Annotated in this window: 19 protein-coding genes; 16 read left to right on the top strand and 3 right to left on the bottom strand. The window is 71.3% G+C overall.

The features are described 5' to 3' along the window. Positions 1-64: 64 nt before the first annotated feature. Positions 65-685, bottom strand: a complete 621-nt coding sequence (locus C8E87_RS02605) for a helix-turn-helix domain-containing protein (RefSeq protein WP_133871595.1) — start codon at positions 683-685, stop codon at positions 65-67. Positions 686-845: 160 nt separating this feature from the next. On the opposite strand from C8E87_RS02605, the gene C8E87_RS02600 reads away from it, so the two are divergent. The 3 genes from C8E87_RS02600 (at position 846) to C8E87_RS02590 (ending at position 3182) form a co-directional block, all read left to right on the top strand. Further along, complete coding sequence (locus C8E87_RS02600) at positions 846-1829, top strand: NADH-quinone oxidoreductase subunit B family protein (protein ID WP_203720781.1); 984 nt, start codon at positions 846-848, stop codon at positions 1827-1829. A gap of 26 nt (positions 1830-1855) precedes the next feature. Then, the gene (locus C8E87_RS02595; RefSeq protein ID WP_133871594.1) at positions 1856-2368 is read left to right on the top strand and encodes a NifU-related iron-sulfur-binding protein; all 513 of its coding nucleotides are present in this window, start codon (positions 1856-1858) and stop codon (positions 2366-2368) included. 322 nt (positions 2369-2690) lie between these two features. Continuing rightward, the gene (locus tag C8E87_RS02590) at positions 2691-3182 is read left to right on the top strand and encodes a hypothetical protein (RefSeq protein WP_133871593.1); all 492 of its coding nucleotides are present in this window, start codon (positions 2691-2693) and stop codon (positions 3180-3182) included. Here C8E87_RS02590 and hypB read toward each other — a convergent pair. Together hypB and C8E87_RS02580 are read right to left on the bottom strand one after the other, a co-directional pair. Beyond that, on the bottom strand, positions 3175-3885 hold the full coding sequence (hypB, locus tag C8E87_RS02585) for a hydrogenase nickel incorporation protein HypB (RefSeq protein ID WP_133876569.1): 711 nt from the start codon (positions 3883-3885) through the stop codon (positions 3175-3177). The two genes, C8E87_RS02590 and hypB, sit on opposite strands and share 8 nt — an antisense overlap. Positions 3886-3905: 20 nt before the next feature. Beyond that, complete coding sequence (locus C8E87_RS02580; protein WP_133871592.1) at positions 3906-4235, bottom strand: hydrogenase maturation nickel metallochaperone HypA/HybF; 330 nt, start codon at positions 4233-4235, stop codon at positions 3906-3908. Positions 4236-4397: 162 nt separating this feature from the next. Here C8E87_RS02580 and C8E87_RS02575 point away from each other — a divergent pair, with 162 nt between their 5' ends. From C8E87_RS02575 to C8E87_RS02520, 13 genes are all read left to right on the top strand, one after another. Then, positions 4398-5435: an NADH-quinone oxidoreductase subunit B family protein gene (locus C8E87_RS02575; RefSeq protein WP_239080399.1), complete on the top strand. Its 1038-nt coding sequence runs from the start codon at positions 4398-4400 to the stop codon at positions 5433-5435. A gap of 18 nt (positions 5436-5453) precedes the next feature. Continuing rightward, positions 5454-7205, top strand: a complete 1752-nt coding sequence (locus tag C8E87_RS02570) for a nickel-dependent hydrogenase large subunit (protein WP_133871590.1) — start codon at positions 5454-5456, stop codon at positions 7203-7205. Between the two features lie 3 nt (positions 7206-7208). Then, the gene (locus tag C8E87_RS02565; protein ID WP_133871589.1) at positions 7209-7730 is read left to right on the top strand and encodes a NifU-related iron-sulfur-binding protein; all 522 of its coding nucleotides are present in this window, start codon (positions 7209-7211) and stop codon (positions 7728-7730) included. Then, positions 7727-8389 (top strand): DUF5947 family protein, encoded by a 663-nt coding sequence (locus tag C8E87_RS02560; protein WP_133871588.1) that lies wholly within the window; start codon positions 7727-7729, stop codon positions 8387-8389. Before C8E87_RS02565 ends, C8E87_RS02560 begins: the two co-directional genes overlap by 4 nt. Next, entirely contained in the window at positions 8386-9027 is a 642-nt protein-coding gene (locus C8E87_RS02555; protein WP_133871587.1) for a DUF6084 family protein, read from the top strand. The genes C8E87_RS02560 and C8E87_RS02555 overlap by 4 nt, the downstream gene beginning before the upstream one ends. Further along, positions 9024-10319, top strand: coding sequence for a hypothetical protein (locus tag C8E87_RS02550; RefSeq protein ID WP_133871586.1), 1296 nt, complete (start codon positions 9024-9026; stop codon positions 10317-10319). Before C8E87_RS02555 ends, C8E87_RS02550 begins: the two co-directional genes overlap by 4 nt. After that, positions 10316-10435 (top strand): DUF6893 family small protein, encoded by a 120-nt coding sequence (locus C8E87_RS46905; protein ID WP_438866002.1) that lies wholly within the window; start codon positions 10316-10318, stop codon positions 10433-10435. The genes C8E87_RS02550 and C8E87_RS46905 overlap by 4 nt, the downstream gene beginning before the upstream one ends. A gap of 88 nt (positions 10436-10523) precedes the next feature. Beyond that, entirely contained in the window at positions 10524-11045 is a 522-nt protein-coding gene (locus tag C8E87_RS02545; protein ID WP_275409112.1) for a hydrogenase maturation protease, read from the top strand. A gap of 2 nt (positions 11046-11047) precedes the next feature. Further along, positions 11048-13591 carry a carbamoyltransferase HypF gene (gene hypF, locus C8E87_RS02540; RefSeq protein ID WP_133871585.1) on the top strand — a complete coding sequence of 848 codons (2544 nt, stop codon included), beginning with the start codon at positions 11048-11050 and terminating at the stop codon, positions 13589-13591. A 40-nt stretch (positions 13592-13631) separates the two neighbouring features. Continuing rightward, positions 13632-13895, top strand: coding sequence for a HypC/HybG/HupF family hydrogenase formation chaperone (locus C8E87_RS02535; protein WP_133871584.1), 264 nt, complete (start codon positions 13632-13634; stop codon positions 13893-13895). After that, entirely contained in the window at positions 13892-14995 is a 1104-nt protein-coding gene (gene hypD, locus C8E87_RS02530) for a hydrogenase formation protein HypD (RefSeq protein ID WP_133871583.1), read from the top strand. Before C8E87_RS02535 ends, hypD begins: the two co-directional genes overlap by 4 nt. Then, positions 14992-16053 (top strand): hydrogenase expression/formation protein HypE, encoded by a 1062-nt coding sequence (gene hypE / locus C8E87_RS02525; protein ID WP_133871582.1) that lies wholly within the window; start codon positions 14992-14994, stop codon positions 16051-16053. The genes hypD and hypE overlap by 4 nt, the downstream gene beginning before the upstream one ends. 1 nt (position 16054) lies before the next feature. Next, entirely contained in the window at positions 16055-16786 is a 732-nt protein-coding gene (locus C8E87_RS02520; protein WP_133871581.1) for a DUF6390 family protein, read from the top strand. The last annotated feature ends 296 nt before the right edge of the window (positions 16787-17082 follow it).

Below are 17082 nucleotides of genomic sequence, written 5' to 3'. Positions count from 1 at the left end.
GCAGGGCGGTCGCGTTCCAGGTCACCGTGAGGTGGCTGCCGGCCGGCGGGCGGCGCGGCCCATGTCAGCGGAACGGCGGCTCGCCGAAGACGTCCCGGATGCGGTAGAGATCGCGCAGGCGCGGCTCGGTCGTGCCGCTCACCCAGCGGCTGATCGTCTTGGTGGACACCTCCAGCCGCCGGGCGGCCGCGTCCATGGTCAGACCCTCGGCGCGGAGCCGATTGGACAACCAGGCGGCAAACGACGGCGACCCGTTGTCCGGCGGCGCTTGCAGCGCCTCGGGCTCGGGCGCGGGCCGGGGCCGATGGTCCGCGATCCGGGCGCCGCGGTCGGCGGCCGGGCTGGTGCCGGCCGCCGGCGGTGCGCCTCGGCGCGGCGACCCGGCCGGGCCGGCCGCCACCGCCGGGTCCGGCGAGAACAGCACGTCCACCTCGGCCGAGTCGGGGAAGATCCGCAGGGACACCTGGATGGCACCGCTGGAACCGGCCGCGTCCAGCAGCACGTCGGCGACCCGCTCGCCGAGGATGCGGACGTCGTCGTCGGACAACCGCGTGTCGGTCAGTTGCCGGCGGACGAAGTCGCGGACGTCCGGAAGCGCCGAGGGCCGCGCCGGAAAGGCCTGCGCGACGACCATGAGCGGGAGAACCTCGATGTGCCCGGTGCGGGGATCGGGAGGCGCCGGCATTGCGTCCCCTTCCGCCGCGTCCGGTGTGACAGATCCAGCTTACGGTGCCCAGCCGTACCCGATCGGGTGACGCCCGCGGTTGTCACCTTTTGCTGTGACCGTCGACGAGACTAGGGTGACACGGTCCGGCCGACCTCGATCCTGATCGGAGTGACGGCTTGTGAACGGCCTGTCCGCCGATGAGGACGAAGTGCTGCACATCCTCTGGATGAACGGCGGGCTCAGCTGCGACGGCGAGTCGGTGTCGCTGACCGCGGCGTCCCAGCCGAGCATCGAGGACCTGGTGCTGGGTGCGCTGCCCGGGCTGCCGCAGATCGCGCTGCACTGGCCGTACCTCAGCTTTGAGAACGGCCCGGACGGCGCCGCCGACAGCTTCATCGAGTGGTTCCACCGCGCGGACCGCGGCGAGCTGGATCCGTTCATCCTGATCGTCGAGGGCTCGGTGCCGGATGAGGACAACAAGGGCGACGGGTACTGGAGCGGGTTCGGCAACGATCCGCTGACCGGCCAGCCGATCACCACCACGCAGTGGCTGGACCGGCTCGCTCCCAAGGCCACCGCGGTGATGGCGGTGGGCACCTGTGCGGCGTACGGCGGCATCCACGCGATGGCCGGCAATCCCACCGGCGCCATGGGCGTGCCGGACTACCTGGGACGGGATTGGCGGTCCCGCGCCGGGCTGCCGATCGTCTGCGTGCCGGGCTGCCCCACCCCTCCGGACAACCTCTCCGAGACCATCCTGCACCTTCTCTATCAGGTCAGCGGGCAGGCGGCGACCATGCCGCTGGACGAAGAACTGCGGCCGAGCTGGTTGTTCGAGACCACCGTGCACTCCGGATGCGACCGGGCGTCCTACTACGACCAGAACGACTTCGCCTCCGGGTACGGGTCGTCGACCTGCCTGGTCAAGGTGGGGTGCTGGGGCCAGGTGGTGCGCTGCAACGTCGCCAAACGGGGGTGGATCAACGGGGTGGGCGGCTGTCCCAACGTCGGCGGCATCTGCATCGGCTGCACCATGCCCGGGTTCCCGGACAAGTTCATGCCGTTCATGGAGACACCGGTGGCCGGCGGCATCCCGTCCGGCGATGTGTACGCACCGGTGGTCAAGACCCTCCGCGGCTTCACGGTGCGGATAGCCGGCTGATTGCCTACCCCTGATCGGAGGTCGCCGTGAACGCCACCGACGACGCCGCGGAGCAGACCGCCGAGCGCGTCGGCCAGCTGCTCGCGGAGCTGCGCGCGCGGCCCGACCGGCGCGCCGCCGAGGCCGCCGAGCAGCTGACGGCGTGCCTCGTCCAGTTGTACGGCGCCGGGTTGGCCCGGATCGCCGAGCGGCTCGGCCCGGCCCGGCTCGCCGACCTGTGCGCTGATCCGCTGGTGGAGAGCCTGCTGCTGGTGCACGACCTGCATCCGATGGACACCGCGGCGCGGATCCGGCGTGCGCTGGACCGGATGCGACCCGCGGCCGGGGTCGACGTGCTCGGCGTGGACCGGGACGGGACGGCACACCTGCGCCTCGCCGGCGGTGGTGGCTGCCCGTCGTCCCGGCAGGCGGTGGTGCGGCAGGTCGAAGCGGTCGTCATGCGGGCCGCGCCGGAGCTGTCCGGCGTGGACGTGGTGGTCCCGCCGGCGCCGCTCCCGCTGCTGCAGGTGTCGGCCCGGCCGAGGCCGGCCGGGCGGTGAGGGTTACCCCGCTCGGGGTACAGAGGCTCGGGGGTCCCGGTGGACACTTCTGTCCATCGCCGCCCTGAGCAGGGAAGATGTCTCAGGCAGCGGCCTGCGTGACGGCCACTTGTGGGTGGACAGGGCTGGGTATGGTGCCTCCTTCCGGCGCCGTGCACGCTGGGTGCCGGTGCCGGACCCACGGCGCCGGACGAGCTGAGGTGGCAGAAACGTGATTTGGCAAGGAAAGTCCACGCGGCGCCCACCGGGCCTCCCGGCCACGCGCCGATTCGCGTCGGGGCGACCGCAGGCACTGTGCCGTCGTACGGCGGCGCCGGCCGCGGTGATCCGGGAACCGGAGGAGGGTTGGTGGCGTGCGCAGGCGGATCTCGACGAGGGACACGGCGGCGACGCCACGACCACCGTCGCGGTCCTGCGCGACCACGACGCGGGCATCGACGCGGTGATGGCCCGACTGGCCGAGCTGGCCGCCGACGACGAGCTGCTGGTGGTTTGCGAGCGGGCGTCCTGCATCCGGCCGGGACACGACGCGGTGGTCACCCGGCTGCGCGGCCGGCTGCCCCGGCGTGATGTGTTCGGCCTGGAGGTCGGCGGGCCGGGCATGGAGACGCGCCGGCAGGCGGTCACGCTGAAGCGGGCCCTCGATGCAGGCAGCCTGCCCGTCGTGTTCACCGCACCGGGCGTCCTGCACGACGTCACGGCCGAGATCTCCAGTCTGGTCCGGGCCGACCGGGTGCTGCGGGTGTTCGGCACCGGTGGCGGCGCCGAGCTGTACCAGGTGTGGCGGCGGCACCCCGAGCCGAGCGTCACCTGATGGCGGGTGCCGTGAGCCAGTCGTACCAGGCATCGACGTCGTCGCCGCGGGTGGCCGACAGCGCCAGCACTCGCGCCCCGGCATTGACCGCCGACACATGCCGGCGGCAGGCGTCGAGGTCGAAGTCCACGTACGGCAGGAGGTCCACCTTGTTCACCAGCACGAGATCCGCCACCGCGAACATGTGCGGGTACTTCAGCGGCTTGTCGGCCCCCTCGGTCACCGAGATGATCACCACCTTGGCGCGCTCGCCGAGGTCGAACAGCGCCGGACAGATGAGATTGCCCACGTTCTCCACGAACAGCAGGGTTCCCGGTGACGGATCCAGCTTGTTCACCGCCGCACGCATCATCGCCGCGTCCAGGTGGCAACCGGCGCCCGTGTTGACCTGCACCACGGCGCAGCCGGTGCGGCGGATCCGCTCGGCGTCCAGCGGTGTCTCCTGATCGCCCTCGATCACCGCGACCGGACGGTCACCGTCCAGATCCCGGATCGTCCGTTCCAGCAACGTGGTCTTGCCCGAGCCGGGCGAACTCATCAGGTTGACCGCGACGATGCCACGGTGGGCCAGCCGGCTGCGGACCTCCGCAGCGATCGCGTCGTTGCGGGCCAGCACCTTCTCCTCGAGGGAGATCGTCTCGGTGGCCGGGCTGTGGGCGTGGGGGTGATCGTGGGGTGCGGACGGTCGTCGGGTTGCCCGCATCCACACGTCGCACACATGGCTCAGCCCACCTCCATCGAGACGATCTGCAGCTCGCGGCCGGCGGTCACGGCCACGTCGGCGCTGCCGCACGGGCACAGCAGCAGCATGTCGGCAAGGTCGGTGTCGGCGCCGCACGCGCGGCAGTGCACGGCACCGGGCCGGTGCTCGATGTCCAGCCGCGCGCCGTCGGCGACGGTGCCCTCGACGGCCAGTCCGAAGCAGAACTGCATGGCGTCCGGCACCACCGCGGTGAACGCGCCGATCCGCATCCGGACGCTGTGCACCCGGCGGTCGCCGGCCCGCTCGCACACCGCCGCCACCACGCTCTCGGCGATCGACAATTCGTGCATCAGCCCTCGCTCCGGCCCGGGTCGGATCGGTTGACATTGTCGCACGTGGAGGAGCAGGCTGTTCCGTGCGTCACACTGCTGATACCCAGTGTCGATCTTTTGAGCGCCGCAGGGGTCCGGACGACCCCGGGAAGCGGGTCTGCCATGCCCTCAGCAGAAGCGGTGAAAGCAGCCGACACCCTCATCCACGTTCTCTGGATCAACGCCGGGCTCAGCTGCGACGGTGATTCGGTCGCGCTGACCGCGGCCACGCAGCCGAGCATCGAGGAGATCGCGCTCGGCGCCCTGCCCGGGCTGCCGCGGATCGCCGTGCACTGGCCGTTGATCGACTTCGAATGCGGTCCGAACGGTGGCGCCGACGACTTCCTCGAGTGGTTCTTCAAAGCCGACCGCGGCGAGCTGGAACCTTTCGTGCTGGTGGTCGAGGGGTCGATCCCCAACGAGAAGCTGCACGATCACGGCTACTGGTGCGGCTTCGGCAACGATCCGGCCACCGGACAACCGATGACGACCTCCGAGTGGCTGGACCGGCTGGTGCCGAAGGCGACCGCGGTGGTCGCCGTGGGCACCTGCGCGACATACGGCGGCATCCACGCCATGGCCGGCAACCCGACCGGCGCCATGGGCGTGCCCGATTACCTGGGCTGGGAGTGGAAGTCCAAGGCCGGCATCCCGATCGTCTGTGTGCCGGGCTGCCCGATCCAGCCGGACAACCTCTCCGAGACCCTGACCTACCTGCTCTACATGGCCACCGGTCAGGCGCCGATGATCCCGCTGGACGAGGCGTTGCGGCCGACCTGGTTGTTCGGGCAGACCGTGCACGAGGGCTGCGACCGTGCCGGCTACTACGAGCAGGCCGACTTCGCAGACGAGTACGGGTCGCCGAAGTGCATCGTCAAGCTCGGCTGCTGGGGCCCGGTGGTGAAGTGCAACGTGCCCAAACGGGGCTGGATGAACGGGATCGGCGGGTGCCCGAACGTCGGCGGCATCTGCATCGGCTGCACCATGCCCGGCTTCCCGGACAAGTTCATGCCGTTCATGGACGAGCCGCCCGGCGGCCGCCTCTCCACCAGCGCGGTCGGGCTGTACGGGCCGGCGATCCGCCGGCTGCGCAGCATCACCACGCACACCCTCGACCGCGAGCCCAAGTGGCGCAAGCCGGGCCGGAAGCTGACCACCGGTGCCACCCGCACCTGGTGATCGGAAGGAGACGCTGGGATGGCCGATCTCGTGGAGATGGCATGGGACCCGATCACCCGTATCGTCGGCAGCCTGGGGATCTACACGAAGATCGACTTCAAGCAGCGGATCGTCGCGGAGTGCAAGAGCACCAGCTCGATCTTCCGTGGCTACTCGATCTTCATGAAGGGCAAGGATCCCCGTGACGCCCACTTCATCACCAGCCGGATCTGCGGCATCTGCGGCGACAACCACGCCACCTGTTCCTGCTACACGCAGAACATGGCGTACGGGGTGAAGCCGCCGCACCTGGGGGAGTGGATCGTCAACCTCGGCGAGGCGGCCGAGTACATGTTCGACCACAACATCTTCCAGGAGAACCTCGTCGGGGTGGACTACTGCGAGAAGATGGTCGCCGAAACCAACCCGGGCGTGCTCGAGCAGGCGAACCGGACCGAGGCGCCGCACGCCGGCGACCACGGCTACCGCACCATCGGCGACATCATGCGGTCGCTGAACCCGTTCACCGGTGAGTTCTACCGCGAGGCGCTGCAGGTCAGCCGCATGACGCGGGAGATGTTCTGCCTGATGGAGGGCCGCCACGTGCACCCCTCCACGCTGTATCCGGGCGGCGTCGGCACGGTCGCGACCATCCAGCTGATGACCGACTACCTCAGCCGGCTGATGCGGTACGTGGAGTTCATGAAGAGGGTCGTGCCGATGCACGACGACCTGTTCGACTTCTTCTACCAGGCGCTGCCCGGCTACGAGCAGGTCGGCAACCGGCGCGTCCTGCTCGGCTGCTGGGGCTCGTTCCAGGACCCGGAGCACTGCAACTTCTCGTACGCCGACATGACCGACTGGGGCCGCAAGATGTACGTCACCCCGGGCATCGTCGTGGACGGCAAACTCATCACCACCGACCTCGTGAAGATCAACCTGGGCATCCGGATCCTGCTCGGCTCGTCCTACTACGACGACTGGACGGACCAGGAGATGTTCGTGACCCACGACCCGCTGGGCAACCCGGTGGACCGGCGGCATCCGTGGAATCAGCACACCAACCCGAAGCCGCAGAAGCGCGACCTGGACGACAAGTACAGCTGGGTGATGTCCCCGCGCTGGTACGACGGCAAGGACTACCTCGCGCTGGACACCGGCGGCGGCCCGCTGGCCCGGCTCTGGGTGACCGCGCTGGCCGGCCTGGTCGACATCGGCTATGTGCAGGCCACCGGCAGCTCGGTGCGGATCAACCTGCCGAAGACCGCGCTCAAGGGCCCGGTGGAGCTGGAGTGGACGATCCCGCGCTGGAGCAACACCATCGAGCGCAACCGGGCCCGCACCTACTTCCAGGCGTACGCCGCCGCCTGCGCCCTGCACTTCGCGGAGAAGGCGCTGGTGGAAATCCGGGCCGGCCGCACCAAGACCTGGGAGCCGTTCGAGGTGCCGGACGAGGGCATCGGTTGCGGCTTCACCGAGGCGGTCCGTGGCGTTCTCTCGCATCACATGGTGATCCGTGACGGCAAGATCGCGAACTATCACCCGTACCCGCCGACGCCGTGGAACGCCAACCCGCGCGACAGCTACGGCACCCCCGGGCCGTACGAGGACGCGGTGCAGGGGCAGCCGATCTTCGAGGAGAACGACCGGGACAACTTCAAGGGCATCGACATCATGCGTACGGTGCGCAGCTTCGACCCGTGTCTGCCCTGCGGCGTGCACATGTATCTCGGCGGCGGCAAGAAGCTGGAGCTCCTGCACTCGCCGACGCAGTCGGCCGGAGGCGAGTGACCGGTGCCGGAACAGGATTGGCAGGCGGCCGGGGAACGCATCGAATCGCTCATCGCCGCCAGCGCGTCCGCCGGTCCGGCCGCCCGCCACCGGGCCGAGGAACTGGTGCGCCTGGTGGCCGACCTGTACGGCGCCGGGCTGGAACGGCTGCTCGAGGTGCTGCACGAGCACGGCGCGCTGACCGACGAGGCGCTCGACGCGGTCGCCGACGACGACCTGGTGTCCGGCCTGCTGCTGGTGCACGGCCTGCATCCGTACGACGCGCAGACCCGGATCGAGCGGGCGCTCGCCGGCCACGACGTGGACCTGCTGGAGATCACCGCGGACGGGGTGGTCCGGTTGCGGATGCCGGCCGGCTGCGGGTCTTCGTCGGCCGCGCACCGTTCCGCGGTCGAGGCGGCGATCGAGGCCGCGGCGCCGGAGGTGACCGCCGTCGAGGTCGACGACGCACTGGCCGCCGCGGCGGTGATCCCGGTGTCCGCCCTGTTCACCCGGGTCGGCGGGGACCGGAAGGTGGCGACATGACTGCTCCGCGGTCCGGCGCGCCGTTGTCCGCGCTGCGGCGGATTGCCCGCAGCCGGCCGGCCGCGGCGGCCGCCGAGCACTGCGACATGTGCTCGGCCGTCATCGGCGACGACCACCGGCACGTGGTCGACCTGCAGAGCCGGGCGCTGATGTGCGCGTGCCGGCCCTGCTCTCTGCTGTTCACCGACGAGCATGCGGTGCTGCACTACCGGGCCGTGCCGGACCGCTACCTGTCCTTCCCCGGTTCCGCCTTCGACGAGCGGGCCTGGGACGAGTTGCAGATCCCGGTCGGACTGGCCTTCCTCTTCCGCAACTCCGTGCAGGACCGGATGGTCGCGCTCTATCCCGGCCCGGCCGGGGCCACCGAGTCGGAGCTGCCGCTGGCCGCCTGGGACCGGATCGTAGCGCGTACCCCGGAGCTGGCGGTGCTGCGGCCGGACGTGGAGGCGGTGCTGGTCCGCCGGCCGGCCCGGCCGGGCCCGGCGACGGACACGGTGTGCCACCTGGTGCCCATCGACGCGTGTTACGAACTCGTCGGACGGCTCCGCGCCCGGTGGCGTGGTTTCGACGGCGGACGCGAGGCACAGGACGCCATGGACGAGTTCTTCGATCGGGTGCGGGCGCTCAGCCGGCCCGCTCCGCCGGCCGGTGCGGCATGAGCGACTACCGGTTCGCTGTGCTCGACGTAGCCGCCGAGCCGTACGCGATGGCACCCCAACTGACCGCGCGGCTGGGGATCGAGGAGACCACCGGCCAGCGAATCCACGCCATCACGCTGCGCTGCCAGGTGCGTATCGAACCGCAGCGTCGCCGATACGACCCGGCCGAGGAGGAGCGGCTTCGTGGGCTGTTCGGCGAGCGGGAGCGGTGGGCGGACACTGTCAAGCCGTTCCAGTGGATGCAGTGCCACACCACGGTGCAGGGCTTCACCGGCCGCACCGAGGCCGACCTCGCGCTGCCGTGCACGTACGACCTCGAGGTCATCGGCAGCCGCTACCTGCACGCGCTCGACGCCGGCGATGTGCCGCTGACCTTCCTCTTCTCCGGCACGGTGTTCACCCGCGGCAGCACCGGCTTCGGGGTGGAGCAGATCCCGTGGTCGTGCGAGGCCCGGCACAGCCTGCCGGTGGCGGTGTGGCGACAGATGATCGAGTCGTACTACCCGAACACCGGCTGGCTGCGGATCGGCTCGGACGTGCTGACCGAGCTGGCCGCCTATCGGGCCCGGCACGGCCTGGTCAGCTGGGACGAGACGATGCAGAAGCTCCTGACCGCCGCGGACGGGCCGGCCCGATGACCACCGACGCGGTGCGCGCCGTCGCCGACGCGGTGCTCTACGAGGGGTATCTGCTGTACCCGTACCGGGCCGGCGCGGCGAAGAACCGATCCCGGTGGCAGTTCGGCGTGCTGGGCCCGCCGGCTGCCGCGGCGCAGGCCTTCGGCGAGCCACCGGACATGGCCATGCAGTGCCTGGTGGCTCCCGGCGAGGGCACCGGCCGGGTCACCGTCCGGTTGCGCTTCCTGCAGGTGCAGGCACGCGAGGTGCAGCGGCTGGAACCGGACGGGTCGTACCGGCCGGTGGACGCCCTGACCGTCGCCGGCGCCACGCTGCTCAGCTGGGACGAGGCGGTGGAGCGGGAGATCAGCCGGCCGGACCTGCCGCTGACCGGTCCGGCGGAGTTCCCGGTCGACGTGCCCGGCGGTGAGGAGATCGAACCGATCGCCGGGCCAGGTGGCGGGCCGGCCGGCCGGATCGTGCGGCGCCGATGGCCGCTGACCGCGCGGGTGCGTACCACGGTGGAGCCGGACGACGGCCTGCTCCGGCTGACCGTGGCGGTCGCCAACGAGCACCCCGGCACGGTGACCGGCAAGGACAGCGCCATCCGTCGCTCGCTGGTCGGCGCCCACCTGCTGGTGGAGGCTCAGGGCGTGGCATTCGTGTCGCTGCTGGAGCCGCCGCCGGAGGCCGCCGCGGCCGCCGCCCGGTGCCGGCAGCGTCGCTGCTGGCCGGTCCTGGCCGGACCGCCCGGCACCCGGACGGTGGTGCTCGGCGCGCCGATCATCCTGTACGACCACCCGGAGGTGGCCGAGCAGAGTCCGGGGCAGTTGTTCGACTCCACGGAGATCGACGAGATCCTGACCCTGCGCGTGATGACCATGACCGAGGCGGAGAAGGCCCAGGCACGGGCCACCGATCCGCGGGCACAGGCCATTGTGGACCGGTGCGATGCGATGTCAGCCGCCGACCTGCTGCGCCTGCACGGCGCCCGGCGAGACATCCGCGAAGACGTCGCGGTCGAACCGGACCTCGATGCGGTCGTCATCGCCGGCGTTCGGGTGGCCAAGGGCAGCCTCGTCCGGGTCCACCCGTCCCGGCGCGCCGACGCCCAGGATCTGTTCTTCGCCGATCAGATCGCCCGGGTCGCCAAGGTGGTCACCGACTTCGACGACAACGTGCATGTGGCGGTTGTGCTCGTCGACGATCCGGCTGCCGACCTGCACGACTGGTACGGCCGCTACTTCTACTTCGCCCCTGACGAGTTGCAGCCGGTGGCCGGGCCGGCTCCTGGAGAGGAGTATCGATCGTGAAGACCCTGGGTGTCATCACCACCGCCGTGTCCATGGCCGTCGCCGTGATCGGTGCGGTTGTGCTGGTCCGGTCCATACCGGACATCCGCCGTTACCTGAAGATCCGCACGATGTGAGCCGGAGGAGGCGCATGCCATGAGCGAGACGCCGGAGGCGCCGCAGGACCCGGACGCACCCAACCTTCAACCCGGAGGCTGACCCACAATGACCGACCCCACCGACAGGCCTGACATGGCGGCGCGCATGCTGGTGGCCGGGATCGGCAACCTCTTCCTCGGCGACGACGGCTTCGGCCCCGAGGTCGTCCGGCGGCTGGCGAAGCAGAACGCGCTGGAGCCGGAGGTGCGGGTCGTCGACTACGGCATCCGCGGCATGCATCTCGCCCATGACCTGCTCGACCCCTGCGACGCGCTGGTGCTGGTGGACGCGCTTCCCGGCGGTGGCGCCCCGGGCGAGGTGGTGGTCTTCGAGATCGGCCCGGACGATCTCGGCAGTGGCCAGTTCGACGCGCACGGGATGAACCCGGTGGCGATGCTGGCCGGCGTGGAGCGCCTGGGCGGCACGCTGCCGGCCACCTACGTCGTCGGCTGCCGGGTGGCCGACGTGGGGGAGGGCATCGGGCTGAGCGCGCCGGTGGCCGCCGCCGTCCCGGCCGCGGTCGAGGCCGTGCGTACCCTGGTGGGCCGCCTGATCGCCGCCGCACCGGCCGGCATCCGGAGGTGCTGACCATGTGCCTGGGCATACCCGGCCGGGTGGTGGAGATCGTTCCCGGCTACGCCGGCCAGCTCGCGCTGGTCGACGTGGTCGGCGCGCAGCGCCGGGTGAACGTCGGCATGCTCGACGCGCCGCCGGCGGCGGGCGACTGGGTGCTGATCCACATGGGCTTCGCCTTGGAGGTCATCGACGCCGCGCGGGCCGAGGAGGCGATGGGCGGACTGGAGCTGATGGGCCGGCCCCGCGACGAGGTGCCGGACGGCGACCGGATCCGGCGCCGGTACACGGTTTCCGGTCTGGTGCAGGGCGTCGGGTTCCGCCCGTTCGCCTACGTGACTGCGGCCGGCCTGGGGCTCACCGGATCGGTCGGCAACACCGTCGACGGGGTGGTGGTCGAGGTCGAGGGTGACCCGGACGCGGTCGCCGAGTACGGCCTCCGGCTCCGGGAGGACGCGCCGCCGCTGGCCATGGTGACCGCCGTGGCCGAAGCGGACCTGCCGGTCGAAGGCGGCACCGGGTTCACCATCGCGGCGTCCGGCGGGGAGGGACCCGCCCGGACGCTGGCGTCGCCGGACGTCGCGATCTGCGCGGACTGCCTGCGCGAGCTGCGCGACCCGGGCAACCGGCGGTACCGGCACCCGTTCATCACCTGCACCAACTGCGGCCCGCGATTCACCATCATCACCCGGCTGCCCTACGACCGGGACGCCACCACGATGGCCCGCTTCCCGATGTGCGCCGCCTGCCGCACCGAGTACGAGGATCCGGCCGACCGCCGCTTCCATGCCCAGCCGATCGCCTGCCCGGACTGCGGTCCGCGGCTCGAACTGATCACCGGCGGCCACCCGGCGGCGTACGGCGAGGACGCCCTGCGCGGCGCGCGAGAGCTGCTGGCCGCGGGACGGATCGTGGCAGTCAAGGGCCTCGGTGGCTACCACCTGGCCTGCGACGCCCGTAACGCCGCGGCCGTGGCCGAGCTGCGCCGCCGCAAGCGCCGGGGCGGCAAGCCGTTCGCCGTGATGGCCGCCGACCTGGCCGCCGCCCGGCGGCTGGCCACGCTGACCCCCGGGGAGGAGGATCTGCTCACCGGGATCCGGCGGCCGATCGTCCTGCTGCCCAGGCGCGCCGGCACCACCGACGGCGTGGCTGACGAGGTCGCGCCGGACAACCCGGACCTCGGCCTGATGCTGCCCTACACTCCGCTGCACGTCCTGTTGTTCGGGCTGCCCGGCGACCAGTCCGGGCCGGACGCGCTGGTGATGACCTCCGGAAACCTGTCCGGCGAGCCGATCGTCACCGACGACGCCGACGCGCTGACCCGCCTCGCGCCGCTCGCCGAGGCATGGCTGCGCCACGACCGCGGCATCCGCGTGCCCTGTGACGACTCGGTGAGCCGGCACGTCGCCGGTGCCGAACTGCCGATCCGCCGATCCCGCGGTTACGCCCCGCTGCCGCTGGCGTTGCCGTTCGAGGTCCCGCCCATCCTCGCCGCCGGGGCGGACCTGAAGAACACCTGCGCGCTCGGGAGCGGCCGGTACGCCTGGGTCAGCCAGCACATCGGCGACATGGACGACGTCAGCACCATCGAGGCGCTCACCCGCACCGAACGGCATCTGGGCGAACTCACCGGCGTCCGGCCGGAGATACTGGTCGCCGACAGGCACCCGGAATACCGGTCCGGCGACTGGGCCCGGCGACACGCGGCCGGCCGGCCGGTCCGGCGGGTCCAGCACCACCACGCCCACATCGCCGCGGTGATGGCCGAACACGGGATCGGCGCCGACGAACAGGTGATCGGGGTGGCGTTCGACGGCACCGGGTACGGCGACGACGGCGCGGTGTGGGGCGGCGAGGTGCTGATCGCCGACTACAAGGCGTACCGGCGGGCGGCCCACCTCGGCTACGTGCCCCTGGCCGGCGGTGACGCCGGCGTCCTGCGGCCGTACCGGATGGCACTCGCGCACCTGCGCGCCGCCGGTGTGGGCTGGCAGCCTGACTTGCCGGCGGTGGCCGCCTGCCCGCCGGCCGAACGCGATGTGCTCGCTCACCAGCTGACGACGGGATTCGGGTGCGTGCCCACCTCCAGCATGGGCCGGCTGTTCGACGCCGTCTCGTCGCTGGCCGGCGTCCGGCACCGGGCCGACTTCGAGGCGGAGGCGGCGATCGTGCTGGAAGGGCTGGCGCGGCACGCCGACGGTGGCGCCGGTTATGCCTTCGGCCTGCACGAGCCGGCCGGCGGCCCGATCGTCGCCGATCCCGGCCCGGTGATCCAGGCCATCGCGGTCCAGGCGCGGTCCGGCGTGGCCCCCGCGGTCATCGCCGCCCGGTTCCATACCGCCGTGGCCACCTTGATCACCGAGCTGGCCGAGCGCTGCCGGGCGCAGACCGGGCTCGACGTGGTCGTTCTCGGCGGCGGAGTCTTCCAGAACGCGCTGCTGATCGACGCGGCCGGACAGAACCTGCGGGAGCGCGGCTTCACCGTGCTGCGCCCTCGCCTGCTGCCGCCCAACGACGGCGGCATCGCCCTCGGCCAGCTCGTCATCGGCGCGTCCGGCTGACGCTCATCGAGCCGAGCCTCACAGAGAAGGGAGTACGCCCATGTGCCTGGCCGTTCCCGGGCGCGTCCTGAGCATCACCGAAGTCGACGGCACATCGATGGCGCAGGTCGACTTCGGCGGCGTACGCAAGGACGTGTGCCTGGAGTACGTACCGGACGTCGCGGTCGGCGAATACGTCATCGTGCACGTCGGATTCGCGATTCAGCGCCTCGACGAGGCCTCGGCGCAGGAGACGCTCGCCAACTTCGAGCGGCTCGGCATCCTGAAAGAGGAGTTCGGCGACCAGGCGGGAGCAGACCGGTGAAGTATCTCGACGAGTTCAGCAACCCCGACCTGGCCCGCCGGCTGGTCGACCAGATCCACGCGGTCACCACCCGGCCCTGGGCGATGATGGAGGTCTGCGGCGGGCAGACGCACTCGATCATCCGGCACGGCATCGACCAGCTGCTGCCGGAAGGTGTCGAGATGATCCACGGGCCGGGCTGCCCGGTCTGCGTCACCCCACTGGAGATCATCGACAAGGCGCTGGCCATCGCGGCGCAGCCGGGGGTGATCTTCTGCTCGTTCGGAGACATGCTCCGGGTGCCGGGCAGCAGCCAGGACCTGTTCGGCATCAAGAGCGCGGGCGGTGACGTACGGGTGGTCTATTCGCCGTTGGACGCGTTGAAGCTCGCCCGGGAGAACCCGGACCGGCAGGTGGTCTTCTTCGGCATCGGTTTCGAGACCACCGCGCCGGCCAACGCGATGACCGTCTACCAGGCCCGGCGGCTCGGCATACCGAACTTCTCGCTGCTCGTGTCACACGTGCTGGTGCCACCGGCGATCGCCGCGATCATGGAGTCGCCGCGCTGCCGGGTCCAGGCGTTCCTGGCGGCCGGGCACGTGTGCAGCGTGATGGGCACCGCCGAGTACCCGCCGCTGGCCGAGAAGTACGGCGTGCCGATCGTGGTCACCGGGTTCGAGCCGCTGGACATCCTGGAAGGCATCCGCCGGACGCTGGTACAGCTGGAATCCGGGCGGCACGAGCTGGAGAACGCGTACCCGCGGGCGGTCCGCGCCGAGGGCAACGTCGCCGCGATGGCCATGCTGCGCGACGTGTTCGAGGTGACCGACCGGACCTGGCGCGGCATCGGGACGATCCCCGGCAGCGGCTGGCGGCTCTCCGAGCGGTACCGGGAATTCGACGCCGAGCTGCGGTTCGACGTGTCCGGCCTGCACACCCAGGAGTCAGCGCTGTGCCGTTCCGGCGAGGTGCTGCAGGGTCTGCTGAAGCCGAACGAGTGCGCGGCGTTCGGCAAGCAGTGCACTCCCCGCAACCCGCTGGGCGCGACCATGGTGTCCTCCGAGGGTGCATGCGCGGCCTACTACGCGTACCGCCGGCTGGACCTGGTGCAGATCTCATGACCGCCGAGCTGGACTTCGAGAACTGGACCTGTCCGGTGCCGCTGCGCGACACCCCGGCCGTGGTGATGGGACACGGCGGCGGTGGTGCGATGTCCGGCGAGCTGGTCGAGCACCTGTTCCTGCCGGGGTACGGCGCGGCCGGCGCCGCCACCGAACTGGCGGACTGCGCGGTGGTCACGGCCGGCGACACCCGGATCGCGTTCTCCACCGACTCGTTCGTGGTCAAGCCGATGTTCTTCCCGGGTGGCTCGATCGGCGACCTGGCGGTCAACGGCACGGTCAACGACCTCGCCATGGTGGGCGCGACGCCGCTGTACCTGTCGGCCGCCTTCATCCTGCAGGAGGGCACGGCGATGGCGGACCTGGGCCGGATCGCCCAAGCGATGGGCGCCGCCGCCCGGGCCGCCGGTGTCCGGCTGGTCACCGGCGACACCAAGGTGGTGGACAACGGCAGCGGCGACGGCGTGTACGTGAACACCTCGGGCGTCGGCATCGTCCCGGACGGCGTCGACATCGCGCCGCACCGGGCCGCGCCGGGCGACGCAGTGCTGATCAGCGGCGACATCGGGGTGCACGGGGTGGCGGTGATGAGTTGCCGGGAGGGCCTGGAATTCGGCACCACGGTGTCCAGCGACACCGCGCCGCTGCACGGGCTGGTCGCCGCGATGCTGGCCACCGGCGCCGACGTGCACGTGTTGCGCGACCCCACGCGCGGCGGGGTGGCGGCGTCGCTCAACGAGATCGTCCGGACCGCCCGGGTCGGCGTCGACCTGGTGGAGCGCGATCTGCCCGTCCCGTCCGAGGTTTCCGACGCGTGCAACCTGCTCGGCCTCGACCCGTTGCAGGTGGCCAACGAGGGAAAGCTGCTGGCCTTCGTGCCGGCCGAGCGCGCCGACGAGGTGCTGGCGGCGATGCGGGCCCACCCGTACGGCGCGGGCGCCCGCCGGATCGGCACCTGCGTGGCAGAGCACCCCGGCATGGTGGTGGCCCGCACCGCGCTCGGCGGCACCCGCGTGGTCAGCATGCCGATCGGCGAGCAACTGCCCAGGATCTGCTGACGTGAGCGTGCGCGGGACGCTGTTGTTCGCCCGGTACGCCTACCCTCCGAACCAGCTGGGCTACTGCGGCCCGGACGGCGCCGGCGCCCTGCTGCGCGGGGATGCCCCGGACGAGATCGCCCGGCGCGCCCGCCTTTTCGAGGGCGCGTGGAGCTACCTGGAGTTCATTGCGCGCGCGGCCGGCCTCACCGATCCCCTCGACGAGGCGGTGGTGGAGGCGTACTGGGTCGGCAACGAGCTGCTCGACCGGGTGCCGTCGCCGGACCTGGTGTCCTTCCTGCGGGACCGATTCGCCGGGCAGCCCGGCGGCACCTGGGCCGGCGCGGCCGCCCGGGCGCTCGCACACCACAGTTTCCACGTGTTCGAGGTGTATCCCTGGTCGGCCGTCCTGCGGCGTACCGGGAACCCCGCCGCAGTCTCGGTGCTCGACCGGTGCCGAATTCGCACAGGCACCGTCGTCGCCGTGCGCAGCGAGATCGCCACCGTCCGGTCCCGGCCGCTGCTCTGGCGCGACGGCGTGCTGGCTCACGGATCGAAGCGCGACGAAGTGGTCAGCTGGGCGGTGGACGGTCGATCGCTGCTGCCCGGTCTCACCCCCGGCGACCGGGTGGCGCTGCACTGGGATTGGGTCTGCGACGTCATCACCGGGGAGCAGGCCGATCGCCTGAATGCGTGCGAACACCGGCAGCTTGCCCTCGTGTCCGGTGGCGCCGCCCATCCCTGCTGCCGGTAGCGCGTGCACCAGACTTCGAGGCGGCTACCGTCCACCACGCACGCGGCGGAGGCAGGGGTGGACGAACGACACCCACGCCGCGCAACCAGCCGAAGGGATCAGGGCTGAGGTGATGATCGGGGTCCAGTCACGGTCTCGTGAGCGCCAAGGTGACCCCGGCGAGCGCGACGAAGTGGCGGTTATCGACTCGGCGCCCCCAAAAGGGCCGGCAGATGGCCGGAATCGCAACGCAATGCTCACTGATCGAGCCGTCAACTGCCATACCGGCCAGCCGAAGAGCCTGACACAACATCCAG

It is taken from the genome of Paractinoplanes brasiliensis, from assembly GCF_004362215.1.
Lineage (GTDB): Bacteria > Actinomycetota > Actinomycetes > Mycobacteriales > Micromonosporaceae > Actinoplanes > Actinoplanes brasiliensis.
The sequence above is the reverse complement of the archived record's forward strand: the minus strand, read 5'-3'. Positions and strand labels throughout refer to the sequence as shown.

What these genes read in the sequence shown, in the direction of transcription:
- C8E87_RS02605 (WP_133871595.1), bottom strand. Translation starts at nt 685, where the DNA reads ATGCCGGCGCCTCCCGATCCCCGCACCGGGCACATCGAGGTTCTCCCG.
- hypB (WP_133876569.1), bottom strand. Translation starts at nt 3,885, where the DNA reads ATGCGGGCAACCCGACGACCGTCCGCACCCCACGATCACCCCCACGCC.
- C8E87_RS02580 (WP_133871592.1), bottom strand. Translation starts at nt 4,235, where the DNA reads ATGCACGAATTGTCGATCGCCGAGAGCGTGGTGGCGGCGGTGTGCGAG.
- C8E87_RS02570 (WP_133871590.1), top strand. Translation starts at nt 5,454, where the DNA reads ATGGCCGATCTCGTGGAGATGGCATGGGACCCGATCACCCGTATCGTC.
- C8E87_RS02560 (WP_133871588.1), top strand. Translation starts at nt 7,727, where the DNA reads ATGACTGCTCCGCGGTCCGGCGCGCCGTTGTCCGCGCTGCGGCGGATT.
- C8E87_RS02555 (WP_133871587.1), top strand. Translation starts at nt 8,386, where the DNA reads ATGAGCGACTACCGGTTCGCTGTGCTCGACGTAGCCGCCGAGCCGTAC.
- C8E87_RS02550 (WP_133871586.1), top strand. Translation starts at nt 9,024, where the DNA reads ATGACCACCGACGCGGTGCGCGCCGTCGCCGACGCGGTGCTCTACGAG.
- C8E87_RS02545 (WP_275409112.1), top strand. Translation starts at nt 10,524, where the DNA reads ATGACCGACCCCACCGACAGGCCTGACATGGCGGCGCGCATGCTGGTG.
- hypF (WP_133871585.1), top strand. Translation starts at nt 11,048, where the DNA reads ATGTGCCTGGGCATACCCGGCCGGGTGGTGGAGATCGTTCCCGGCTAC.
- C8E87_RS02535 (WP_133871584.1), top strand. Translation starts at nt 13,632, where the DNA reads ATGTGCCTGGCCGTTCCCGGGCGCGTCCTGAGCATCACCGAAGTCGAC.
- hypE (WP_133871582.1), top strand. Translation starts at nt 14,992, where the DNA reads ATGACCGCCGAGCTGGACTTCGAGAACTGGACCTGTCCGGTGCCGCTG.